This is a genomic window from Pseudoalteromonas sp. 0303 (assembly GCF_013349995.1).
Lineage (GTDB): Bacteria > Pseudomonadota > Gammaproteobacteria > Enterobacterales > Alteromonadaceae > Pseudoalteromonas.
Window position 1 is genome coordinate 85,600 of record NZ_JABVXF010000007.1, and the last position, 21,311, is coordinate 106,910.

Consider the following 21,311-nt stretch of genomic DNA (forward strand, 5'->3'; position numbering starts at 1 on the left):
GGCGCTAGGATGGAAACAGAGTCATAAGGTATTACCTAGGTACAATTCACTTGCAATTTAGCCCGCAAGTTTATTGAGTTTGTCTATATTTCTTTCGCACCACTGCAAGGCTTTTTGTTTGTTTTTAACATTAATTTTTTGGTAAATCTTGTGCAAGTGAACACGCACAGTCGCTTCGCTAATAAATAAAGCATCGGCGATTTGAGGGCATGTTGCGCCAGAAGAAAGCAAGTGCAGTACTTTAGATTCTTTAAACGTTAAGTTATTTGATTGAATCTGATTCTTTTGCTCAGTTTCGAGCATCACTCTCATCCATTTATCGCTCACTGTTCTTGGAAACCAGAGAGCTCCTTTTTTAATTTCTTGTAGTCCTTGTTCAAAAATATCTGTCTTGGTGTTTTTAAAAAATAACCCTTTTAGTTTCGGCCAGTCTTTTAATGGCAGCACATCCGCTCTATCAGGCATATTAAAAATTACCAAATGATGAAAGCCTTGGATCTTCATAAATTCGCTTATTAATTCACGGTTGGTTAAAGTGTCTAAAGAGTCGTAATTGAGCAACAATGTTCTCTCATCATTCGCAATACAGTAAGGAAGAGTCGAAGCAGAAGACACAAAATCAGCCGCGTTTTTATTAAAAAGAAAATCCATATTCACGCCAAAAACTATCGGTAAATGATAACAAGTAAATTGCGTTGCTGATTATTACGTGTAAAAAATGAAATTCCAACAGAGGAAAATCTTGCGCACATTTTTGTTTAGTTAGTTTTTGCTAACTTGGCTGCACTTTATTAAATATTACCTGAGCTAGGTACTCTTTTGAAGCTGAGAAATTTCTGAAATTTATTTCTACTTGATTGAAAAGCAATAAAAATAACGTTCATTTTCGTTCATTTTAATTGTGTTACCCAGAAAGTTTACTGCGATAATACAAAACTAAACATTTATTTTTATTTACTTTTTTGTAAAGAATCTAGTGGTTTATAATTCTAAAATATGGAGGTAATGTGGTTTATTTATACAGTTTTTAATAAAAATTAAAATAATTATACATATTCTCACAAAACTGACATATAATACCCCTCCAGAGGAAAGATGCTTATAGCTAAGCGTCTTTTTTTATGCCTGAAATTTACGGGTAAAAATACACACACACGGTATCCTTTGGAGTTTTAATTGAAATTACGTCACCTCTCACAGTTAACTGTAGCCATTGTTGCTGCATTATCTACTTCAGCTTTTGCTGAGCAAGAAAAAACCACTGCTAAACAAGATGCTTTTGAAAAAATCGAAGTAACAGCGCGTAAGCGTACAGAAAGCATTTTTGAGTCGCCAACCGCAGTGACATCAATCGGTGAAAACCTGATTGATAAAGCGAACATGAGCAACCTAGAAGACATTGGTAAATACGTACCTAACCTAAATATCACGCGTTATGGTGTAGGTAATGCGGCCCATGCATCTGTATTTATTCGTGGTATTGGTTTACAAGACCACGTGATCACAACTGATCCGGGTGTAGGTGTTTACTTAGACGGTGTTTACCTTGGTCGCCAAATGGGCTCTAACTTATCATTACCAAATGTTGAGCGTGTAGAGGTATTACGTGGTCCACAAGGTACTTTGTACGGTCGTAACACATTAGGTGGTGCAGTAAATATTATTACTAAGCAACCTGGTGATGAAGGCATTGTGACTACAAATGCAAAAGTAGGTAGCCGTGGTCGTTTAGCTGGTGACGTTTACTTTAATAACAGCCTTACAGACACTGTAAGCATGTCGGCAAGCGTGTCTTATAAGCAACGCGATGGTGTAGGTGAAGCAATTAACCTTGCTAACCCAGAAAAAGAAATTGGTGAAGAGCAAGAGTTAAGTGGTCGTATGGCGCTTAAATGGCAAGCAAACAGCGACTTATCTTTTGTGTTCTCAATTGATGGTGTTGATAACGAATCAGGCCAATCACCATACACAATTGAACTAACGGCGCCACTTGATCCGAATGACCCATTCAATGGTGATTTCCCATTACTTACTGAAGACATGTTACCAAGCGATCCTGATGACTTAGCAACGACGGTAGCGGGTATTGAGTCGACGGCTTATTCAGGCTGGGGTACTTCATTAACAGCTGACTGGGATATCAATAATGCGTATACAGCTAAGTTCATCACCAGCTACCGTAGCTCAGAATACGAAGGGGGTCTTGATGATGACGCTGTTGCCCTTAACTTATCTGAATTCCCAGAAGAAGGCGGTGCAGATCAATATTCATTCGAAACCCAGTTAAACGGTAGCTTCGATAACATGGACTTTGTGTCTGGCTTATACTTCTTTAATGAAGATGGCTTCACAAGCTCTGGCCCGTTTGTATTTAGCCCATTCAACACACCTGATGGCCTTTTGAATGATGGTACTACAGCGTCTTTTGGTGATTTTGGTTACTTTGATATCAACCAAGAGACTAACTCATACGCAGCTTATATCAATGCAAGCTATGACCTAAGCGATGATTTAACTGTGGGCGGTGGTCTACGTTATTCAAAAGATAAAAAAGAAGCCGATGCCTTATTCCCAACGTTTGCGACACGTAAATACGTAAGTGCTGATTTTGATGCGGTAACATGGGATTTAAATGCGTCGTACCAGCTTAGCAATAACATGAACGTGTATGGCCAAATCCAAAAAGGTTATCAAACAGGTGGTTTCCCACCGCGTCCATTTGGTGGCCCAGATCAATTTGTTTCTTTCGATGAAACAAAAGCAATTAACTACGAGCTAGGCCTTAAAGGTCAGGTACATGAAGATGTATCTATGATGCTTGCGGTGTTTGTCACTGATTATACCGACCTGGCATTACCATTCTCAGATCCAACTGCAGGTGGCGGTTTCGTTACTATCGTAGAAAATGCGGGTGAGTCTAAAGCACAAGGTATCGAGCTTGAGACAACAATCGCATTTACTGATGACTTTACGCTACGTAGCGCAATTGGTTACCTAGATTCAGAAATCACAGAAGTAGATGACGGTGTATTAGGTATTGGTAAAGGTGACTCACCAGCACTAACACCACGTTGGACTGTGATGGTCGCACCTTCTTATTTCATTGATTTAAGTAACGGTGGCACAGTGGCAGTAAACGCTAACTACTCATACCGCAGCGATATGCAAGGTCAATCAGTTTACAACCAAAGTGAACATATTGACTCGCGTGAAATAGTGGGTTTCAACATCTCTTACTTAAACCCGAACGGTGACTTTGAAGTGACTCTTTACGGTGAGAACGTGTTAAACGAAGTATACGATGTGGGTCGTTTACAACAATCTGGTTTTGTTGGCGTAATGCGCAGCAATGACCGTAGTGAATTTGGCTTAAAATTCAAAAAAGAATTTGAGCTTTAATCACTAACAAAAAAGGGCAAGTAAATACTTGCCCTTTCTTTTTAATTATTTTTCTCTTGTTCGCGTTTTTCGCGCGCTTCTCTTAATTCTTCAGCCAGTTCTTTTGCTTTTTGTTTGGTTTTTTCAGAAAGCTCACCAGCTGCTTCTTTACTCTCAATCCATGCATCTAAGGCAATTTCTTTACCGTCGTCATACATGCTCAAGCCCATCTTTTTACTTTCTTCGAGTAACTCTTGCAGTGAGTCGTCGTTAAACTCGTTGGTGGCGTCTTTTACGTCGCTCCAAGCATCATTTAGGGCTTGCTTTACTTCCTCTTTTGCTTCGTTGGCATCTTTCTTGGCTTGCTCTGCGTCATCACAACCCGTTAAGGCAATACAGCCTAATAAAACTAAGCTTGCTAATTTGTTCATATTTTTCTCTAATAGTTAATCAACTATAAAGCAGTATAAGCAATAAAAAATGAATATAGCTAGAACAGCACGATTAAGTTTTCGGTTAATGGATGAAAATGATGCCGAGCTACTTTATGAGCTCGATAACGACCCTGAGGTAATGAAACATCTCACTCGCGGCAAAGTATCCACTATGCAGACCATTAAAGAGGTGTTTATTCCACGCTTGAATGCCTATAAAAATGAGCAAAAAGGCTGGGGGCTTTGGCAAGTAAATATCATAGAGAGCAATACCTTTATCGGTTGGGTATTAGTCAGGCCCATGGGCTTTTTTGAACAGCCTGATTTTAGTGATTTAGAAATTGGCTGGCGCTTTAAAAAAATGAGCTGGGGCAAAGGCTTTGCGTCTGAGGCTGCACTTGCCATTGCTAAAGCCGTAAGCGAGCCAGAAGAAGTAAAGTCGCTCAGTGCCACAGCACTTAAAGATAACCTAGGCTCAATAAAGGTGATGGAAAAACTAGGCCTTAAGTTTGTAAAAAACTATACCCATAAAGATGAGCAAGGTGAATTACCTGCAGTACTTTATTCATGTCCTAAAGAGCAGCTTAGCTAAGTTAACCGTAACTAATTGACCTTATCGGTTTGACATGTCTAAATGGTCAAAATAACATCAAGAAAAAGGAAGTACCATGGCAAATTTAGTCAAATACGCGGCACATCTGTTGATCGTTACCGCGATATTCTTTCATCCGTCAAGCTTTGCAAAACAAGCGGCTGTCGCGATGCCAGATAGTTACAGCAGTGATACGGCGCGCGCTATTTTAGAGCAAGGCGGTAACGCCGTTGATGCGGCAATTGCGGCACAGTTTGTATTAGCGGTTACTTTACCTGAAGCCGGTAACATTGGTGGTGGCGGGTTTATGCTGATCCAAAAAGATGGTAAAGGTGATTTTATTGATTACCGCGAAACAGCCCCAGCTGCAGCTCATCGCGATATGTACCTTGATGATAAAGGCGATGTCATTGATAACATGTCTGTGTACGGTATTCACGCAAGTGGTGTTCCGGGCAGTGTTGCTGGAATGTGGCTTGCCCATCAAAAGCACGGCAGCTTAGAGTGGAAGACTCTGCTAGAGCCTGCAGTTAAATTAGCCGAGCAGGGCTTTATTGTGCACCCTAAGCTAGCAGCGAGTATCGAGCGTTATATTGCGCGAATGGCCAAAAAGTCGGTAAACATTAACTTTGCTGATTACTTTGCCGATGCCAAAGAAAATAAGGTATTTAAGCAGCCGGAACTTGCCGCCACACTAAAACGTATTCGTGATCAAGGTAAAGCAGGTTTCTACGAAGGTGAGACAGCGAAGATCATTGCGACGTTTATGAAGCAACACGGCGGTATTATTACTGAGCAAGACTTAAAAGCTTATCAAGCTAAATCGCGTACACCGATTAAAGGTAATTGGCGCGGTTACGAAGTGCTCACATCGCCACCGCCAAGTTCAGGTGGTATTGCTATTTTGCAGTGGCTAAAAATGTACGACTTGGCAAAGCCAGAAGGAAAGCTTGAGCACAACTCGACCACCTATGTTCATATTTTGGCTGAAGTAGGTAAACGCGTATTTGCCGACAGAGCAGAATATTTAGGCGACCCAGATTTTTATGAGGTGCCAAAAACAGCTCTACTTGCAGATGATTATCTTAGCAATCGTGCAAGTACAATTCGCCCAGATGCTATTTCAACTACCGAGAACATCAAACCAGGTTTACACGAAAGTGAGCAAACAACGCATTTTTCTATTCTAGATAAGTGGGGCAATGCTGTTGCGAATACCACGACCACCAACTTAAGTTTTGGTAGCGGCGTGGTTGTATCTGGCGCAGGATTTATTTTGAATGATGAAATGGATGACTTTAGTGCCAAGCCCGGTGTGATGAATGTATTTGGTGCAATTGGTGGTAAAGCTAACGAAATTCAACCCCATAAACGCATGTTGAGCTCAATGACACCGACCATTCTACTTCAGGATAACAAAGTTAAAATGGTAACTGGCTCTCCGGGTGGTACCACGATTATTAGCTCTGTGTATGAGTCAATTTTAAATGCGGTTGAATTTGATATGACAGCAGAGCAAGTGGTAGACAGCCCACGCTTTCATCACCAGTTATGGCCTAAAAATGTGATTAGATACCACACTGGTCTTGAACCAAAGGTTGTTAAAGCGCTTGAGAAAATGGGTTATACACTCGATGAACGCCATTTTGGTGATATGCATGTGATCATCAATAAAGACGGTAAATTAGATGCAGCTTCTGAAGCATCTGGCCGTGGTAAGGCGATGGTGTTTTAATTACACCTTAAGCCAGACACAAAAAAAGCACCCGAGGGTGCTTTTTTTGATGAGCTGTTTAACCAATCGCTGGAATAAGCCCCGCCATTTGTAAACCTTGAGCACTAATAATAAGTACACCAAACAGGGCGGCCAGTGCTAAGCCAATATTACCGCCTTTAACTTGGTAACCCGCATCAGGTTTGCTGCTTCGTTGCTTATAGACCATAGCAACCGGTAAAAACACCGCTAAAATAACCAGCGCAATGGCGGCGTAGCCAAGTGCCATAATAAACCCTTGTGGATAGAATAGCGCAAAGCCTAGCGGTGGAATAAAGGTGATCAAGGCTGTTTTGATACGATCTTTACTGCCATCACCTTTTTTAAATGCATCAGCAAAAAAGTCGAATAAACCTAAACTCACCCCTAAGAAAGACGTGGCCAACGCTAAATCAGCAAAAATGTTTACTGCTGTGGCAACATGTGGGCTGTGAGCAATGCTAGCGACACTGCTTACAAAACCGGGTAACCCTTGGCTTTGTAGTAAGTCGCTTTGACTCATCATGCCTTGGCTAAGTAATTGCCAAAAAATGTAAATTACTAAAGGCAATGCGGCACCTGCCACCATTACTTTACGAAGTGTTTTGATATCTAAACCCACGTATTTCACAATCGACGGAATAGAGCCATGAAAACCAAACGAGGTAAACACCACCGGGATTGCAGATAAAATCAGACCTTGTTCAATAGGCATTTCAAGTAAGTGTTGGCCATGAACATAAGGTGTCAGCATATAAAATAAGCTGGCTAATACACATACTTTAATAGTGAACAGTACGCGGTTAAGTTTATCGACTTTGCTGGTACCGAGTGTCACCACAGTACCAATCACAACGGCCAGAATAACTGAACCAACTTGCGGCGCTAAAGAAAGCGATAAACCATTGTTGAGCTTTTCTTGTAATTGCGCGCCGCCACCTGCGATATACGCAGCACATAATGCGTAAAACAAAAACATTACTGAAAAGTTAGCGACCCATTGCCCACGTTTACCCAACCATGATTTAGCTAACGTATTGAGGGTTGCATCTCTGTCGGCATATTGATGCAGCTCTAGCATTAGCAATGCTGTGTAGGTCATTAAAACCCAAGTTAAAAAAATTAGTGATAACGCTGTTGTGAAACCAAGCCCTGCGGAGGCGATAGGCAATGCCAGCATCCCTGCACCTATGGTGGTGCCAGCAACAATTAACATGCTACCTATTGTTTTATTTTTAAGCACTTTTTGCCCCTTAAACTTCGTGAGAGGCAAGCAAGATATAACTTGTTTAACAAAACTTAAATAGTTTTGTTATAAATCAAAGAAATTAAATGTAACTTATGATTTACATGTGCAAACAGGCTGTTGAAATCAGCAAAAATCTTTTTGCCAAATAGCATGAGTATACGTGTTGACAAAATCACCATTTAGGCGGATTCTTAAGCTTCTTCAACTTACTTTATTAAATACCATGATGCAGCTAAACCAACGACCAACAAACAATTGTATGCGCCTGACTTCGTCAGTCGTGTGGTCTGTTATGTGCTGCGGTTAATTAAGTAAGTTTTACTAACCGCGTTCTAAGCGGTTGGTTATTTCCCGTTTAAATTCTCTTCCGCTTTTTTCGCCTTTTTAAAGGAATAAGCTTGTGCCTGTTAAAGCCTCATATTTTTTAATGGTGGTGATTTGGTCAACAACACCACTGGGTATTGTTTGGAGTAGTGAAACGGTAGCACCAACCCTGGCTGTGTTTTTACGCATGCTGGTGGGGCTGGTGTTGGCTTCGTTTGTCGTTGCTGTTGCCAATATCCGAGTGCCCTGGCATCGCCGTGCTTTATTCCTTTATGGCTATTCAAGCATAGGTATTTTTGGCGGCATGTTATTAAGTTACATGGCCGCTAAAACAGTGCCTTCTGGGTTAATATCATTAATGTTTGGCCTTGCACCAATTTTATCGGGCTTACTTGCGCAAAAAATCTTGAACGAGCCTAAGTTTAGCGCCATTAAGCTTGGCGCACTTGGCTGTGCCTTAATTGGTTTATTTTTAGTAAGCCAACGCCATATTCAAGGGGGAGTAGAGCAGCTTAGTGGCCTGTTATATGTATTTATGGCAGTGTGCTTTTTTAGTTTGAGCGGTGTGATGATCAAACGGGTAAGAATTGCTATTCATCCAATGGCTACCACATTTGGCGCGTTGGTTTTTGTAACACCACTGTTTTTTATTACTTGGTTGCTGGTAGATGGCCAACTTAATAGCCAGATGTGGAGTGCAAAATCACTGTACTCAATTGTTTACTTAGGCGTGTTTGGCTCACTAATTGGTGCGCTGGCGTATTTTCATGTATTGCAGAAGTTGAACGCAAGCACGGTCGCATTAACAACCTTGATCACACCAAGTTTTGCAATCGCGATTGGTGGTTTACTTAATAATGAGCCTATTGACCAAGCACTGATTGTTGGTGCGACCATCATTATGATTAGCCTCGCATTTTTTCAATTTGGCGATAAGTGGTTAAAGCGCTTTAAGCGCGTGAAGTCGGTAGAAATGAGTTAAAGCTAGTAGCCGCTTCAGCGGCTACATTTTTGCAATTTGAATGACTAAACGACGGTTTTTGTTTCTGTCTAAAATGTTGTCGTTGCTAGCAACATGGCGCTTTTCACCGTAACCATCGGTATCTACTTTGCTTTCATCGACCCCTAAGCTAACAATGTAATCCTTAATCGCTTTAGCGCGTTTTTTTGATAATTCGAGGTTGTTCCAGCGACCACCGTAGCTGTCGGTGTAAGAAGATATTGAAATAGATTCGATGTTGGTGTCGTACTTTAAGTATTCGCCAATTTTATCTAAGCGTTTTTGTGATGATTTAGTCAGCTTGCTGGTATTAGGCTCATAGTTCATCACTGTGAACGAAATATCTTCAAAGCTGTAAGGCAGCATTGCGTCTCGGCACTGTAAAAACGCCCAATAAGCTTGCTTAAAGTTGACACTCGATAAACCAACGGCAATTTTATCGGCACTGTTTTGCCAGTCTTGGTAATAAAATGTCGGTTGGTAACCTTTTTCAAGTTCGGTGAGCATTTCCCAAGCAGTTTTGTTGCCAAGCTCGCCGTCAAACTTACGTAATAGCTTCATATTTGCTAAGTCGCGAGCGGGCATACCAGCACGCCAACTAGGTGGTACGGCTTTTAGACCAGCAATACTGTAGTTGTCTGGGCGTACGACCATATCAAGGTTAAAGTTTACGTCTTTATTTTTACTGGCAGTGGTGCTGAAAATTGCTTCACCATAGTAAGGAACTTCATGATTTAATTGGCATTCTAAGCGAGATGTTTTAACCATTTGCCAGTTCGACATATCAGCATTAGCGGTATACTCACGCATGGCTGCATGCGCATTTATACTTGCAACTGAGGTTAATAGGCCTAGGCTTAAAGGAAGTAATGAAAGCTTCATCACGGTAATTCTCCAACAAATCATCAATGCCAAATAATTGGCAATTTTTGTGTTTAATTGCTTCAGCATACTAAACACAGGGCTAGCTGATTAATATAAAGCAAGTAATGTGCCTAAAAACTCAGTAAGAATCTGCGATTTCACACTATTTACTCTAGCAGAGTAGCCGTGGTTTTTGACATAATAGCCAGCTTACACTGGCAAACCAAGAAGACTATGGAAAATACTGAACAAACTCTTTTCGCAAAACGCTTTCGTGGCTTTTTTCCTGTTGTGATTGATGTTGAAACCGCAGGTTTTAATAAAGAAACCGATGCGTTATTAGAAATTGCTGCATCTGTACTGAAAATGGATGACGACGGCGTGTTAAGTATTGATCATACTGTGCATTTTCATGTTGAGCCATTTGAAGGCGCGAATATTGAACAAGCGGCCATTGAGTTTAATGGTATTGATCCTTTTTCTGCGCTGCGTGGTGCGGTGCCTGAAGAAGAAGCGATTAAAGAAATCTGTAAAGTTGTGCGCAAGGCACAAAAAGCAGCGGGTTGTCAGCGTTCAGTGGTAGTAGCACATAATGCAGCGTTTGATCACGGCTTTTTAAATGCCGCCATTGAGCGTTGTAAAATTAAGCGCACGCCATTTCATCCATTTGTTAGTTTTGATACCACATCATTGGCAGGTCTTGCACTTGGGCAAACAGTATTAGCTAAAGCATGTAGGGCGGCAGGTATTGAGTTTGATAATAAACAAGCTCACTCAGCACTTTATGATACCGAACGCACAGCAGAACTGTTTTGTTTAATCGTTAATCGCTGGCAACAACTCGGCGGTTGGCCATTGCCTGAAACTGAAGCAAGTGAAGAAGAACCAGACTCAGCCGCTAAAACGACTGAGTGATCTTACCTTCAAAAAAACGCACCATGTTAGGAGGGTAAATACGTGAAAACTGTTTACTCTCTTGCGCTATCTTAAGCTCCACCCCTGGATGCATTAATTCATTCACTTTTAAGCGGCTTGTTGCTAATAAGCGCGCAATCTTAATTTTCACTAAGTGTTTCTTTTTCTTTGTGTTGGCTGTTTTAATTTTGATCTGCTGCTCACTGGCAGTGATCTTTTTAATATAATGCGCCCGTTGAGCTGGGTCGGGTATTTTATTGGCCTTTTTGCGTGCTTGCTGTAGAGCTGCTGCTTTTGTCGCTAACAACTTTTCAAAGTCATTAATTTGTTGCTGCTTCTGGCGTAAATCATGCCAATACTGAGCAATGAAAACCCGTGTTTTAGTGCCTGATGGCGCACCAAGCTCGCCGGTTTCTATTCGCATCGCATCTAAAATATTGCCACCAATAATTTTGCCTCGCGGGTTATTGGCTTTGCCAACTCGAATAAGGCGGCGAGCACTTAAATCACAATGCAAAGCCTGGCGTTCAATGAATAAATCTTGCTCTGTTTTTATATGACAGTACTGAGCATAACCCACTGAGATAGTGCGCGAAGCCGTGATGTTGCAGGTAAAGTTTTCAACGTTTTCACGCTTTCTGCCAACAGCCCCAAGCATCACGGTGACTTCACTTTTACTTTCAATTGTGGCTGATTCAACAAAGCCTAATACCGTCACATCACCCGTGGCTTTGACGCGCATACCATCTTTTACATCACCGCTGATAATGACACTACCATCAAATTCGACATGGCCCGTACTTACATCAACATGATGAAAGCACAATACGTCATCCACGCGCATACCGCGGGGTAGGGCAACAGGCACGCCCTTAGCATCGGCAATCAACATATCGCTATTGTTTGGATCGATACGTGTTCCTTCGAATGGCTCAAGAGGTAAGTCTTTACCAGGTTTTGCAGGCATTACATCACCAAACACAGTAAAGCCATCTTCACCGGGTGTTGCAGGAACTCGCTGCATTAATGGTGTACCCGGCTTAACGGTAATAATGGCACCTAAATTACGCATGTCGACTTTACCGCCAGAGGTCGCTTGCGGGCTAAGAACGCGGTCTTGTGCGGTGGAGCATAAGCGCACGAATTTAGCATCAGTGCCTTCTTTGGGCATTCTGCCATGGGCAACAATTGCGGTGTAATGTGCGCCGGGTGGTTGCTTAAATTGTTGGCCTAAAAAGGTATCAAGGGCACGTAAACTAATGCCTTTAATCACTCCCGCCTCTGCAAGCACCTCTTGCGCCATATCCATGCTGACAATTTTACCGCCACGGGCAGTTGTTAAGCTTGCTTCAACCACCATGTTTTTAGCATCGACTTTTACTTCAAGGTGAGCATCAACGGCTTTAGCAACCACTAAAGATTGGTTTTGATATTGGCTGCTAGGTATAAACAACTTGCCTATATTGGCATCAATATATTCGTAGCTGGCATAAGGAGACTGCTCAAGTAATTCAATTAATTGAGAACTCGTAGTAGGAAAACCCGCATCTCGAGGATGCTCACACAAAGTGACATAGCCGCTTTGTTCATCGAATGAAAACATCGACATCTGAAAAGCCCTGTAAAAAACTGCCTGTTATTATAGTTATGTGTTGTTACAGGTTTTTTTGAAGAAGGGTAACAACGTTTCCTATTTCAGCACAACTTTTGTACTATGTTAAGAATTTGTATGATTAAAATGTGAAAATATGTATAAAAACTGATTTTTCCTGCCTGAAAATTCAGCATTCAAAGGCACTTAGCAAAAATTTCCCGATTAATGCCTTGAGTCTGAATAGGCTACTCAGTTATACTGCACGAACACTCTGAATGAGATACCAAATTCAGGGGCTGATTAGGATTCGACGGAATTCAAGACGCCCGAGGTGCATGTCGAGGTGCGGTTGGCCTCGTAAAAAAGCCGCAATTTAAAGTAATCGCAAACGACGATAACTACGCTCTAGCGGCATAATAGCCCGCTAGCACTTCTCCGGTGTATGTCTGTGGACCCGGTTCTGAAGTGTCACCCTACACGGACTCGCTACGGAAACCCTGGCCGGGGTTGAAGGGCTAAAACTAAGCGGCCTCGCCTTTGCAGATCGTGTTCGTCCGAGCTGTATAAGGTTAACTAAAAGACGATACTAAGCATGTAGTACCAAAGGTCGAGGCTTTTCGGACGGGGGTTCAAATCCCCCCAGCTCCACCAAATATGAAAAAGGCTGCTCTCAGAGCGGCCTTTTTTATTGCCAAAACTTTTTCTAAAACTCCCCGAAATAAGTCCAGAATCTATAATCAAACAACCAACTGAACGGCATCAATAATCGGTTTGTTTTCAATATCGATGGTGTCGATGATGTGTTTGTGTAGGCGCTTTTTATGCTCGGCGAAAATCGCGCGTTTTTTATCGAATTGGCTGGCAAATTCGAGGGCGGTATTAAATAAAGCTTCGTTGTTTGGGCAGGCTTGTTCAATAACATGATCCGTAGCAAGTTCGCCTGCGGTAACGCGACGGCCAGTTAGCATCATTTCGTTAAAACGATAGTCTGGAATGGCTTTTTTAATGAAAGCGAGCATGCCCGGTAAAAACGGGATTGATAAGTCCACTTCGGGGAAGCAGAAGAAACCACGATCGCTTTGCATAAACCTAAAATCACAAGCGCACGATAAAATGGCGCCATTACCAAAAGCGTGGCCATTAATTGCTGCAATTACTGGCATTGGGAAGAGTAATAGGCGTTTAAATACCGCATCCATCGAGTGCATAAAGCCACTTACTTCAGCAAATTTTTGTGCTTTTAATGCAGGCATAAGCCAATCGGTATCTATGCCCAAGCTCCATGACTTTTCGCTGCTTGAAGTGATCACCAGTGCTTTGTGTTCAGGGTTATGTTCGATTTCGTCAAGGCAATTTAAAAAAGCCTCTGCAAAAGCAGGGTTATGGCGATTTTCAGCTGTTGTCATAGTTAAGATAGCAACAGATCCTTGTGTACTTACATTCATCAGTGTCATGCTGTGCCTTCAATTTTATTGTGTTGTGGGCATAGTTATAACCCATAGGTTTAACAAAAGAAACCATAAGTCTGACCAGTTGTGAATTTAGGGGCACTTCTCTTTTGGTTGATATGGTCTTTTAGTCGAAACTAATTTCCAATATGTCGCTAATAGTGGTGAGTCATGGTAGCGTTAGCTCAAACACACTATTTTAAGCGTAACAATGGATTTGATCAGTTGGCAGTTTTTGGGTGGAGATTTATTAAGTCCGATCAGCACAATCATGCTCATTGTGGTTGCGGGCTTTACTTCAATGATTTCAGCGGCTTTTGGTGCGGGTGGCGGCTTAATGCTGCTGGTGATCATGGCATCTATGCTTCCTATGAGTGTGGTTATTCCTGTCCATGGGTTAGTGCAGTTAGGCTCTAACGCAAACCGCTTTTTGTTCACGTTTAAACATATTGATGGTGCTATGTTTGTGTACTTCTCTTTAGGGGGAGTCATCGGAGCATTGGTTGCCTCAACGATTGTCACATCAATTCCCCTTGAATTAATGAAAATAGTGGTCGCTGCCTTTGTGCTCTATTTACTGTGGGGTGTGACGCCAAAGCTCAGAGAAACCTCAAAGTTATGGCGTGTTCTCGCTGGGCTTTGGACCACGTTTATCTCGATGTTTGTGGGGGCAAGCGGGCCTTTGGTTGGCAGCTGCTTATATGTGAATAATTATAATAAGCTTAAATTTACCGCCACATTTTCAAGCTGCATGACAGTACAACATACCTTAAAAGCGATTTTATATGGGGCTGTGGGCTTTGCATTTTGGCAGTGGTTGCCGCTGGTTATGCTCATGATATTGAGCGGTGCTTTAGGCACTTGGCTTGGCCTTAAGTTACTGCACCGCATTTCGTCAGATAAATTTAAAAAGATTTTTCGTTTAGTGTTAACGGTGCTTTCCCTGCAACTTGCGTGGCAGGGAATTATGGCTTTTAGTATTTGAACAAACCCAATTTAGCAACGATGCCGCGTTCTAATTCATTGAGTTGGCCTATGGTGTTATCGAGGTGCTGAGCTTCTTGCGATAGGCTCTTAGCGCCTTGGTTAATAAGCTGCATGGTATTTAAGATATCAGCGGTCACACTGGTTTGCTCTTCAGAACTTGCTGCAACGCTCTCGTTCATTTGATTAATGGTATTGATTTGTTTAGCAATATCTTTAAACACTGCTTGGCTTTTTTGATTCGCTTGGCTCACTTTATCACTGAGTGATTTACTTTGCTCCGTTGCCGTTACGCAGTCAGAGGTATTGTTGTGTAGCGATACAATAATCGACTCAATCTCAGACGTTGAATCATAGGTTTTACTAGCAAGCGCTCTTACTTCATCGGCTACCACAGCAAAGCCACGACCAGATTCACCTGCACGAGCCGCTTCAATAGCAGCATTTAGAGCCAGTAAATTGGTTTGCTCGGCAATACTTTTTATAACATCGAGCACTTGGCTAATTTCATTACTACTGGCGTTTAGTTGTTTAACTACGTTTGATGTGTGGTCGAGCTGTGCAGCTAACTCATCCACCATGTTGCCATTGGCATTCATATTTTGTTCGCCTTGTTGGCACAAGCGGTGTACGTCGGTTGTTTGCTGCGCGGTTTGATTAGCTCCTTGCGCAATCTCTTTGGTTGCTTCACTTAACTGACTAAGCGCATTGGTTGCAGAATCAGTGCGGTTATATTCAAGCTCGGCTTCGTTTTTAGAGCGCACAGATGCTTCGTTTACTGTGCTGGCTATCATTTCAAGCTCACTGGCTGTGCTGCCTAGCTCTGTGATGATTTCTTGTACTTGCGCTATAAAGCGATTGAAACCATCAACCAAATAGCCAATTTCATCATTAGATTGATAGCTAATGCGCTTTGTAAGGTCGCCTTCACCTTTGACAATTTCATCAACAAGGCTATTTACGCTATCGATTGGTTTTATCACTAACAGTCGCACGATATAAATAATCACCGCACCCAAGGCGATAAATGAGACCAGCAAGGTAATAAACATGGTGCGTGTCGACTCAGCAATGGTGCTATGCAGTGCTTTTTGTGAGTAACCAATTTTTATGTGACCAATTAAATTATCTAAATAGTGCAAATCAATAGTTTTGCTAACCGATGCGTTATTGCTTTGTTTAGTGATAGCGGCCAGTGGCTTATTGCGATGATCTGTCACTGAAATGCTATGTACATGTTTGTTTTGCGAAAAGGCTTTAATAATCTGATTGATTAACGGTTCATCATAAGAGAATACAGGTTCGGCTAAAATAACCTGCATTTGCTCATTAAGGGCCGTGATGTCGTCTTGCCATTGTTGTGTTTGACTCGACTTTGCCAGCAGGTAGTTTGCACTGATCACGAAGATCACGCTCAGTAAAAGGCACAAAGACAGTGCCAAGGTCATTTTATATTTTAATGATTTCATTGTGCGCTCATTGAAATGGGTTAAACCACAAAGGGCTATTTTTATTAGGTGTGTTCGACGATAACGTTGGGTTATCTAGCTCAATTACGCGACGCGAGCTTAAGTTGGCTTTTGATAAAACCGTTTGTACTTGGCTGTCTGCCAAAAACATGGCGTTAAATGTGCCATCAGCAATCATCTCGTTTAGCGCATCATTTAGCTGTTTATGCAGCGTGTGGTTGTTTTTGTTGACGAAAAAGTAAAGTGGTGCGGTGTACTTAATGACCAAGTGCGGCTCAACAGTTAGGTTAAGCTCTGAGTGATTGGCAATTTCATCCCAAGGTTCATTCACCCCACGCGGGAAGTAATCAAAGCGCTCGCCTTCAAGCATTGGGAACAAATTAGGGTATTTTAATGTAGTAACAACAGGCAGTTGATTTGCTTTTAATATTTTCGTATCTGGCCAGGTTTTACCTTGCCCAGCGGTAAAACGTTTTAAATCTTGTAAGCTAGTTACCGAGCTAAACAGTTCGCGATTTTGTGCTTTCACAATCGCGACTCGCATGCCAAGTAAGCCACGAAACAAGGGAATATAAACGGCTTGATAATTCTGTTCTAACTGAGTTGATGTCATGCTCCACATCACATCCAGCTGGTTGTTTTTTACATCGTTTAAGATACGTGCATTAGAGATATCTTTATTGGTTTCGTAAGGGTGAATATACTCTAAGCCAGCACGTTCGATGGCGCTGATCAGTAATTTGTGGGGAAGGGAGGTATCGCCACTGTAGCTTTGAACTTTTACCGGTGCGGCAAAACAAGCCGACGTAAAAGCAAAGCAAAAAAGTAAAGCAAAATGACGCATAAAGCACCTTTGTTATTATTATGTAAACAATAAACTAAAGTGCTTTACGCGCTTTCTCAATCTTATTTCTTATGCATACGTATTCAATTGCTTAGTAGGCTGTCGATTGACTTATCACCATTAAACAATTCAAACACTTGCGGTTTTTTCGGTGTATGTTCAGCAAGGTATAGCAGGGTATCTGCCACATCTTCACGGTTGATCACCGCATCTTGGCGTGTTGCAGGGCGTGTGGTGGTTAAAAACCCCTTTGCTGCATCATTTAATAGCGTGCCAGGTCTGACAATGCTGTAATTTAATTCGCTATTGATTAAATATTGGTCAGCCATGTGCTTTGCAACTAAATATGGTTTGATACTGCTTTCAATGTTGTCTGGGGCATCAGCACCGATTGAGCTCACCATTATAAAGTGCTTAACCTTGGCATCTACCGCATAATTAATCGCTTTAACTGCGGCCCACAAATCTATCAGTAAGGTTTTATCAGCACCCGTTGCGCCGCCGGAGCCCGCGCTAAAAATCACGTGTTCAACACCCTCGAAGGCACGACTAAAATCGTTTTCGAGGTCTTGCTCTACAATCGTTAAATTATTACTTTCAAGCGCAGTCAGTTTGCTTTTGTCTCTAACCAGAGCCACTACGTCATGGCCACTTGCCAGCATTTTTTCGGTGGTCATTTTACCTATTTGGCCCGTTGCGCCAATGATTAAGGTCTTCATATCAAACTCCTTCTAATTGCTGTGTAACTAAAGACCTTGGGGTGTGGATTTATTTTTAAAGGGGTACAAGCAAACTTTGAATAAAAAAGTATTATTTGGCATAGTATTGAATCAGGTACAAAATCAATTAAAAGGACTTAAAGTGAAAATATTTATTAAACTTTTGGTGTTAGTAACATTGGTATTTTGCAATGCAGTATCTGCTAATCAATGGCTATCGCCTTATCCAAATAGTGACGTTGAAAAGTCGGTTAAACTCAGTGGCGAACAGACACAATTACTGAGCCAGTTTGATGACAGTAAAAAGTCATCAGAACGATTTAGTTACACAGACTTTATTGGCGATGTAAACCACACATTGTACGAAATAAACAATGTTGCCACTCTCAAAGTATTTGAAAACTATAAACAAGCTTTACTCACCGATGGTTTTAATATTGTTTACTCTTGCCAGCTAGATGCTTGCGGTGACAGCAGTGATTTTGCAGAGGAAGTTGGTTACTTTCAGCTCTATAATTATCATCGTAAGCCATATTATCTGCTTGCCACTAAGGGTGAAAAGCCTGAGTTTGCAGTGTCGTTATTTGTTGGCCAGTACAACAGTAAAACGCGTGTTATGAATAGCTCAATTGCGATTAAAGAGCTTGAAACAGGTCTGATAAAAGCCAATACAGCTGCTTTTGCAAAACAGCAATCAAATCCAGTTACCAAAGCACCTAAAGACGATATTCGAGGCTCAAGCGATCATCCATTACTTAGCCGTTATCCTGGTAGTTTTATTGAAGACTACGAGCAAATTGATTACGAAGAATTTTCACTACCAACAGGAATATTTAACCGTAAAAACAAAGCGCTACCTGCTGAAGATGTGACAGGCGATATCACTCGTATTACTTATGAAATTAGAAAAGTATCAACCCTTAAGGTTTTTCATAACTATGTGTCTGCCTTAACAAAAGAAGGCTTTGAAACGGTATTTAGTTGCGAACGTCAAGCATGTGGTGACGATCGAAAGGCAATACAAGCACTTGGTGATCACTTGTCGGTAAAACAAGTTTATAACTATTATCGCCAGCCGCGCTATCAGTTAATGAAAAGCACCATAGAAAATCAAACAACCTATGTCGCATTTTTTGTTGGGAATTACCAAGGCACTACGCGAGTGCAGCTTGTTATAATTCGAACAGAGCCTTTACAAGGCGATTTAGTTAAAACCAATCCGGACCAAGTGTTAAAGCAGCTAGAGCAAAAAGGTAAAGCAGCCATTTATGGCATTTACTTTGACCATGATAAATCAGACATTAAGCCAGAGTCAGCAGAGTCATTAAAAGTGATTGCGGATGTTTTAAATAAAAATAACAGCTTAAATTTGTACGTTGTTGGTCATACAGATGATAAAGGAAGCCCAGAATATAATTTAGGGCTGTCATCTAAGCGAGCTAAAGCAGTTGTTAAAGCGCTCGTGAGTCAATACGGCATTAAAGAGTCGCGTTTAATTGGTTATGGTGTAGGCCCTTATGCGCCAGCTGCCAATAATAAAAATGATTTGGGTCGTCAGCTAAACAGACGCGTAGAGCTAGTTGAGCGATTAAGTAATTAACAATCAAAAGGGGCTTTTTAGCCCCTTTAAATTTTATTACGAATTAGGTCGCGAACAATAAAGCGGGCGGGGTGAATAGCCTGACTCACACGTTCGCTAAATGGCCTTGGTTCATTGTTTAAACAAGCAATTAAATGTTCAGCACATAAAGGGGCACTGCACAGGCCTCTTGCACCAAAGCCTGTGAGTACATGCAAGCCTTGCTGAGGTTTCGTTAACGTTTGGTACTGATAACGCTTACCTAAGCGTAGATTAGCAAACGCGCTTACATAATCACTTTGTTCAGCCCATTCACCTGCCATAGGTAGATGGTCGATAAAGGTGCACCTTACAGCTGCTTTTGCCGCTGTTATCTCACCTAAGGTCGTTGCAAACTCGCTGTTTGTGTAAAAACTTAATAGTTGTTCGCGATTGGTGTGGTTGTCTTGCTCTTTAACTTCACGGCTTTTTGAGTTTTTTTCAAAAGTCGCGCCCATGCAATGATGGCCCTGATATTCAGGAGTAAAATAGCCCTTATGGCAAAGCACGGTCTTTAGGCGTTTTGACTGCTCGCTTGCTTGCACATGCGAGACTTGGCCGCGCACACCAACAATAGGTAGCGCTTGAGTTTGGCTAAACTGGTCACTGTGTTCACCTGCACAATTAATCACATCGCTAAATGGCCCGAAAGTTTGCTCTTTGCTGTGTAGTAACCAGCCATCAGCGGTTTTTTCGAGCTTTTCAATATGGCAATTAAAGTGACTGTCCATTTTATTATTGGTAGTGGCAGTTAACGAATTTGCCGCATTAAATAGTGCTGTAACCAGGGCTGGTGGATTTACCCAGCCGCCTTTTGCAAAGAATACACCTGAGTAGCCTGTTTCTACACCGGCAATTTCGTCACCTTCTTCGGCGCTTACATTACGCATTAATTCAACTGGCCAAAGTTCTTTATCGGCAAGGTTTTGATGTTTATCAGCTAGGCCTTGTTTAACCGCGTGCTGTAATACACCACACCACTGGTGAGGGTAGTCAAAACCATCATCAAGTAATTGTTGGTACAGACGCATCGCATATAAAAAACTATGGGCGAACATTTCACTGTGTGGTGAATTTTTCGCTTGTAAATGCGGATACACAGCCCCTTGTACATTGTGAGAAGCGCCCATGGCAAGCGCTTCGTCTTGGCAAAAAAGCGTGGCTTTTAGGCCTCTTTTTGCCAGTGAATACAGTACACTGCTACTGGCAATACCACCGCCAATAACAGCCACATTACTCAGTTCACTTTGCTGATGAGTAAAATAGGCAGGCCCTGATTGTTGAGCATTAGGCTCAGTGAGCTCGCCAATCAGCATTTCGCGTTTTTTACCATAGCCTTTTGCTTTACTCATGCTGAAGCCTGCTTCGATTAGCCCTCTTCTTACAAAGCCTGCGGCAGTGAAAGTGGCGAGTGTGGCATTTGCTCTTGAGATAGCACGCATCTTGTTGAACAAACTCTGTTGCCACATATCTGGGTTTTTACTTGGTGCAAAGCCGTCTAAATACCACGCATCAACAACCCCTTCGCTTGGGTAGCTCATGGCGTCAATGCTGTCTTGCACGTCACCAAAGTAAAGGTCGAGTATTAGTTTGCCGCCTGCAAATTCAAGGCGATGACAGCCGGCCAAATTAATTGGGTATTGAGTAATTAGTTGCTCACTATACTTGCTTAAACTAGGCCAGGCTTTGAGTGCTTGAGCAAGGTCATCACGCTTAATAGGAAATTTTTCAAAAGAGATAAAGTGCAAGCGGGTAACACTTTTTTTACCACTATGGTCGGGTTGATTTTGAACTTCTTGCTCTGCATGCTGCCTATCAATGTGAGCAGCAAAGTGCTGCCATGTATTTAAAAAGTTAAGCCCGGTACCAAAGCCTGTTTCAGCAATTGCAAAGTGGTCACGGTCATGATTTTGTAATCGTTGCGGGATATGGTTTTGTTGATAAAACACATAATGTGATTCGGCTAAGCCATCGTCATTAGAGAAATAAACATCGTCAAACTGATCGGCGACAGGGGTACCAAGGTGATTAAAATGAATATGTGCGTTTTTGATCATGGTTTAACTAATTAACTACAAACTTTTTTCATTATTTTACGTGTTTTCTTTGAAATAGTCTGGCGTTAT

General features: G+C 41.8%; 17 protein-coding genes and 1 other RNA gene. 8 read left to right on the forward strand and 10 right to left on the reverse strand.

All coding sequences use genetic code 11. The annotated features are described in order from the left end of the window. Positions 1 to 57: 57 nt before the first annotated feature. Positions 58 to 651, reverse strand: coding sequence for a LuxR C-terminal-related transcriptional regulator (locus tag HUS62_RS06935; RefSeq protein ID WP_175078981.1), 594 nt, complete (start codon positions 649 to 651; stop codon positions 58 to 60). 525 nt (positions 652 to 1,176) lie between these two features. Between HUS62_RS06935 and HUS62_RS06940 the strand changes: the two genes are divergently transcribed. Continuing rightward, positions 1,177 to 3,399, forward strand: coding sequence for a TonB-dependent receptor (locus HUS62_RS06940; RefSeq protein WP_175078982.1), 2,223 nt, complete (start codon positions 1,177 to 1,179; stop codon positions 3,397 to 3,399). Between the two features lie 41 nt (positions 3,400 to 3,440). Here HUS62_RS06940 and HUS62_RS06945 read toward each other — a convergent pair whose 3' ends face one another. Then, complete coding sequence (locus tag HUS62_RS06945; protein WP_175078983.1) at positions 3,441 to 3,809, reverse strand: hypothetical protein; 369 nt, start codon at positions 3,807 to 3,809, stop codon at positions 3,441 to 3,443. 49 nt (positions 3,810 to 3,858) lie between these two features. Here HUS62_RS06945 and HUS62_RS06950 point away from each other — a divergent pair, with 49 nt between their 5' ends. Next, positions 3,859 to 4,404 carry a GNAT family N-acetyltransferase gene (locus HUS62_RS06950; RefSeq protein ID WP_175078984.1) on the forward strand — a complete coding sequence of 182 codons (546 nt, stop codon included), beginning with the start codon at positions 3,859 to 3,861 and terminating at the stop codon, positions 4,402 to 4,404. A gap of 76 nt (positions 4,405 to 4,480) precedes the next feature. After that, positions 4,481 to 6,139, forward strand: coding sequence for a gamma-glutamyltransferase (gene ggt, locus HUS62_RS06955; RefSeq protein WP_175078985.1), 1,659 nt, complete (start codon positions 4,481 to 4,483; stop codon positions 6,137 to 6,139). 58 nt (positions 6,140 to 6,197) lie between these two features. Here the strand turns inward: ggt and HUS62_RS06960 are convergent, their stop codons facing one another. Beyond that, positions 6,198 to 7,400, reverse strand: a complete 1,203-nt coding sequence (locus HUS62_RS06960) for an aromatic amino acid transport family protein (RefSeq protein ID WP_082710851.1) — start codon at positions 7,398 to 7,400, stop codon at positions 6,198 to 6,200. 406 nt (positions 7,401 to 7,806) lie between these two features. Here HUS62_RS06960 and HUS62_RS06965 point away from each other — a divergent pair, with 406 nt between their 5' ends. Beyond that, positions 7,807 to 8,712, forward strand: a complete 906-nt coding sequence (locus HUS62_RS06965; RefSeq protein WP_175078986.1) for a DMT family transporter — start codon at positions 7,807 to 7,809, stop codon at positions 8,710 to 8,712. A gap of 21 nt (positions 8,713 to 8,733) precedes the next feature. Here the strand turns inward: HUS62_RS06965 and HUS62_RS06970 are convergent, their stop codons facing one another. Next, entirely contained in the window at positions 8,734 to 9,612 is an 879-nt protein-coding gene (locus HUS62_RS06970; protein WP_054561850.1) for an OmpA family protein, read from the reverse strand. Between the two features lie 216 nt (positions 9,613 to 9,828). Here HUS62_RS06970 and rnt point away from each other — a divergent pair, with 216 nt between their 5' ends. After that, on the forward strand, positions 9,829 to 10,509 hold the full coding sequence (rnt, locus tag HUS62_RS06975) for a ribonuclease T (protein ID WP_175078987.1): 681 nt from the start codon (positions 9,829 to 9,831) through the stop codon (positions 10,507 to 10,509). Here the strand turns inward: rnt and HUS62_RS06980 are convergent. After that, positions 10,493 to 12,118, reverse strand: coding sequence for a FapA family protein (locus HUS62_RS06980; protein WP_175078988.1), 1,626 nt, complete (start codon positions 12,116 to 12,118; stop codon positions 10,493 to 10,495). The genes rnt and HUS62_RS06980 overlap by 17 nt on opposite strands. 277 nt (positions 12,119 to 12,395) lie before the next feature. On the opposite strand from HUS62_RS06980, the gene ssrA reads away from it, so the two are divergent. Then, positions 12,396 to 12,754, forward strand: a transfer-messenger RNA (tmRNA) gene (ssrA, locus tag HUS62_RS06985). Positions 12,755 to 12,840: 86 nt separating this feature from the next. On the opposite strand, the gene HUS62_RS06990 is transcribed toward ssrA, so the two are convergent. Continuing rightward, entirely contained in the window at positions 12,841 to 13,557 is a 717-nt protein-coding gene (locus HUS62_RS06990; protein WP_175078989.1) for an enoyl-CoA hydratase/isomerase family protein, read from the reverse strand. A 205-nt stretch (positions 13,558 to 13,762) separates the two neighbouring features. Between HUS62_RS06990 and HUS62_RS06995 the strand changes: the two genes are divergently transcribed. Further along, a complete protein-coding gene (locus tag HUS62_RS06995; protein WP_055020932.1) occupies positions 13,763 to 14,536 on the forward strand; it encodes a sulfite exporter TauE/SafE family protein in 774 nt (257 codons plus the stop codon). Here HUS62_RS06995 and HUS62_RS07000 read toward each other — a convergent pair. The 3 genes from HUS62_RS07000 to HUS62_RS07010 all read right to left on the reverse strand — a co-directional run bounded on the left by HUS62_RS07000 (position 14,526) and on the right by HUS62_RS07010 (position 17,567). Then, positions 14,526 to 16,004, reverse strand: coding sequence for a methyl-accepting chemotaxis protein (locus HUS62_RS07000; protein ID WP_054561842.1), 1,479 nt, complete (start codon positions 16,002 to 16,004; stop codon positions 14,526 to 14,528). The genes HUS62_RS06995 and HUS62_RS07000 overlap by 11 nt on opposite strands. 7 nt (positions 16,005 to 16,011) lie before the next feature. Further along, entirely contained in the window at positions 16,012 to 16,848 is an 837-nt protein-coding gene (locus HUS62_RS07005) for an ABC transporter substrate-binding protein (protein WP_175078990.1), read from the reverse strand. A gap of 83 nt (positions 16,849 to 16,931) precedes the next feature. Then, complete coding sequence (locus tag HUS62_RS07010) at positions 16,932 to 17,567, reverse strand: SDR family oxidoreductase (protein ID WP_175078991.1); 636 nt, start codon at positions 17,565 to 17,567, stop codon at positions 16,932 to 16,934. A 142-nt stretch (positions 17,568 to 17,709) separates the two neighbouring features. Here HUS62_RS07010 and HUS62_RS07015 point away from each other — a divergent pair, with 142 nt between their 5' ends. Then, positions 17,710 to 19,167: an OmpA family protein gene (locus HUS62_RS07015; protein ID WP_282658455.1), complete on the forward strand. Its 1,458-nt coding sequence runs from the start codon at positions 17,710 to 17,712 to the stop codon at positions 19,165 to 19,167. 26 nt (positions 19,168 to 19,193) lie between these two features. Here the strand turns inward: HUS62_RS07015 and mnmC are convergent, their stop codons facing one another. Beyond that, positions 19,194 to 21,242 carry a bifunctional tRNA (5-methylaminomethyl-2-thiouridine)(34)-methyltransferase MnmD/FAD-dependent 5-carboxymethylaminomethyl-2-thiouridine(34) oxidoreductase MnmC gene (gene mnmC / locus HUS62_RS07020; protein ID WP_175078993.1) on the reverse strand — a complete coding sequence of 683 codons (2,049 nt, stop codon included), beginning with the start codon at positions 21,240 to 21,242 and terminating at the stop codon, positions 19,194 to 19,196. Positions 21,243 to 21,311: the final 69 nt, after the last annotated feature.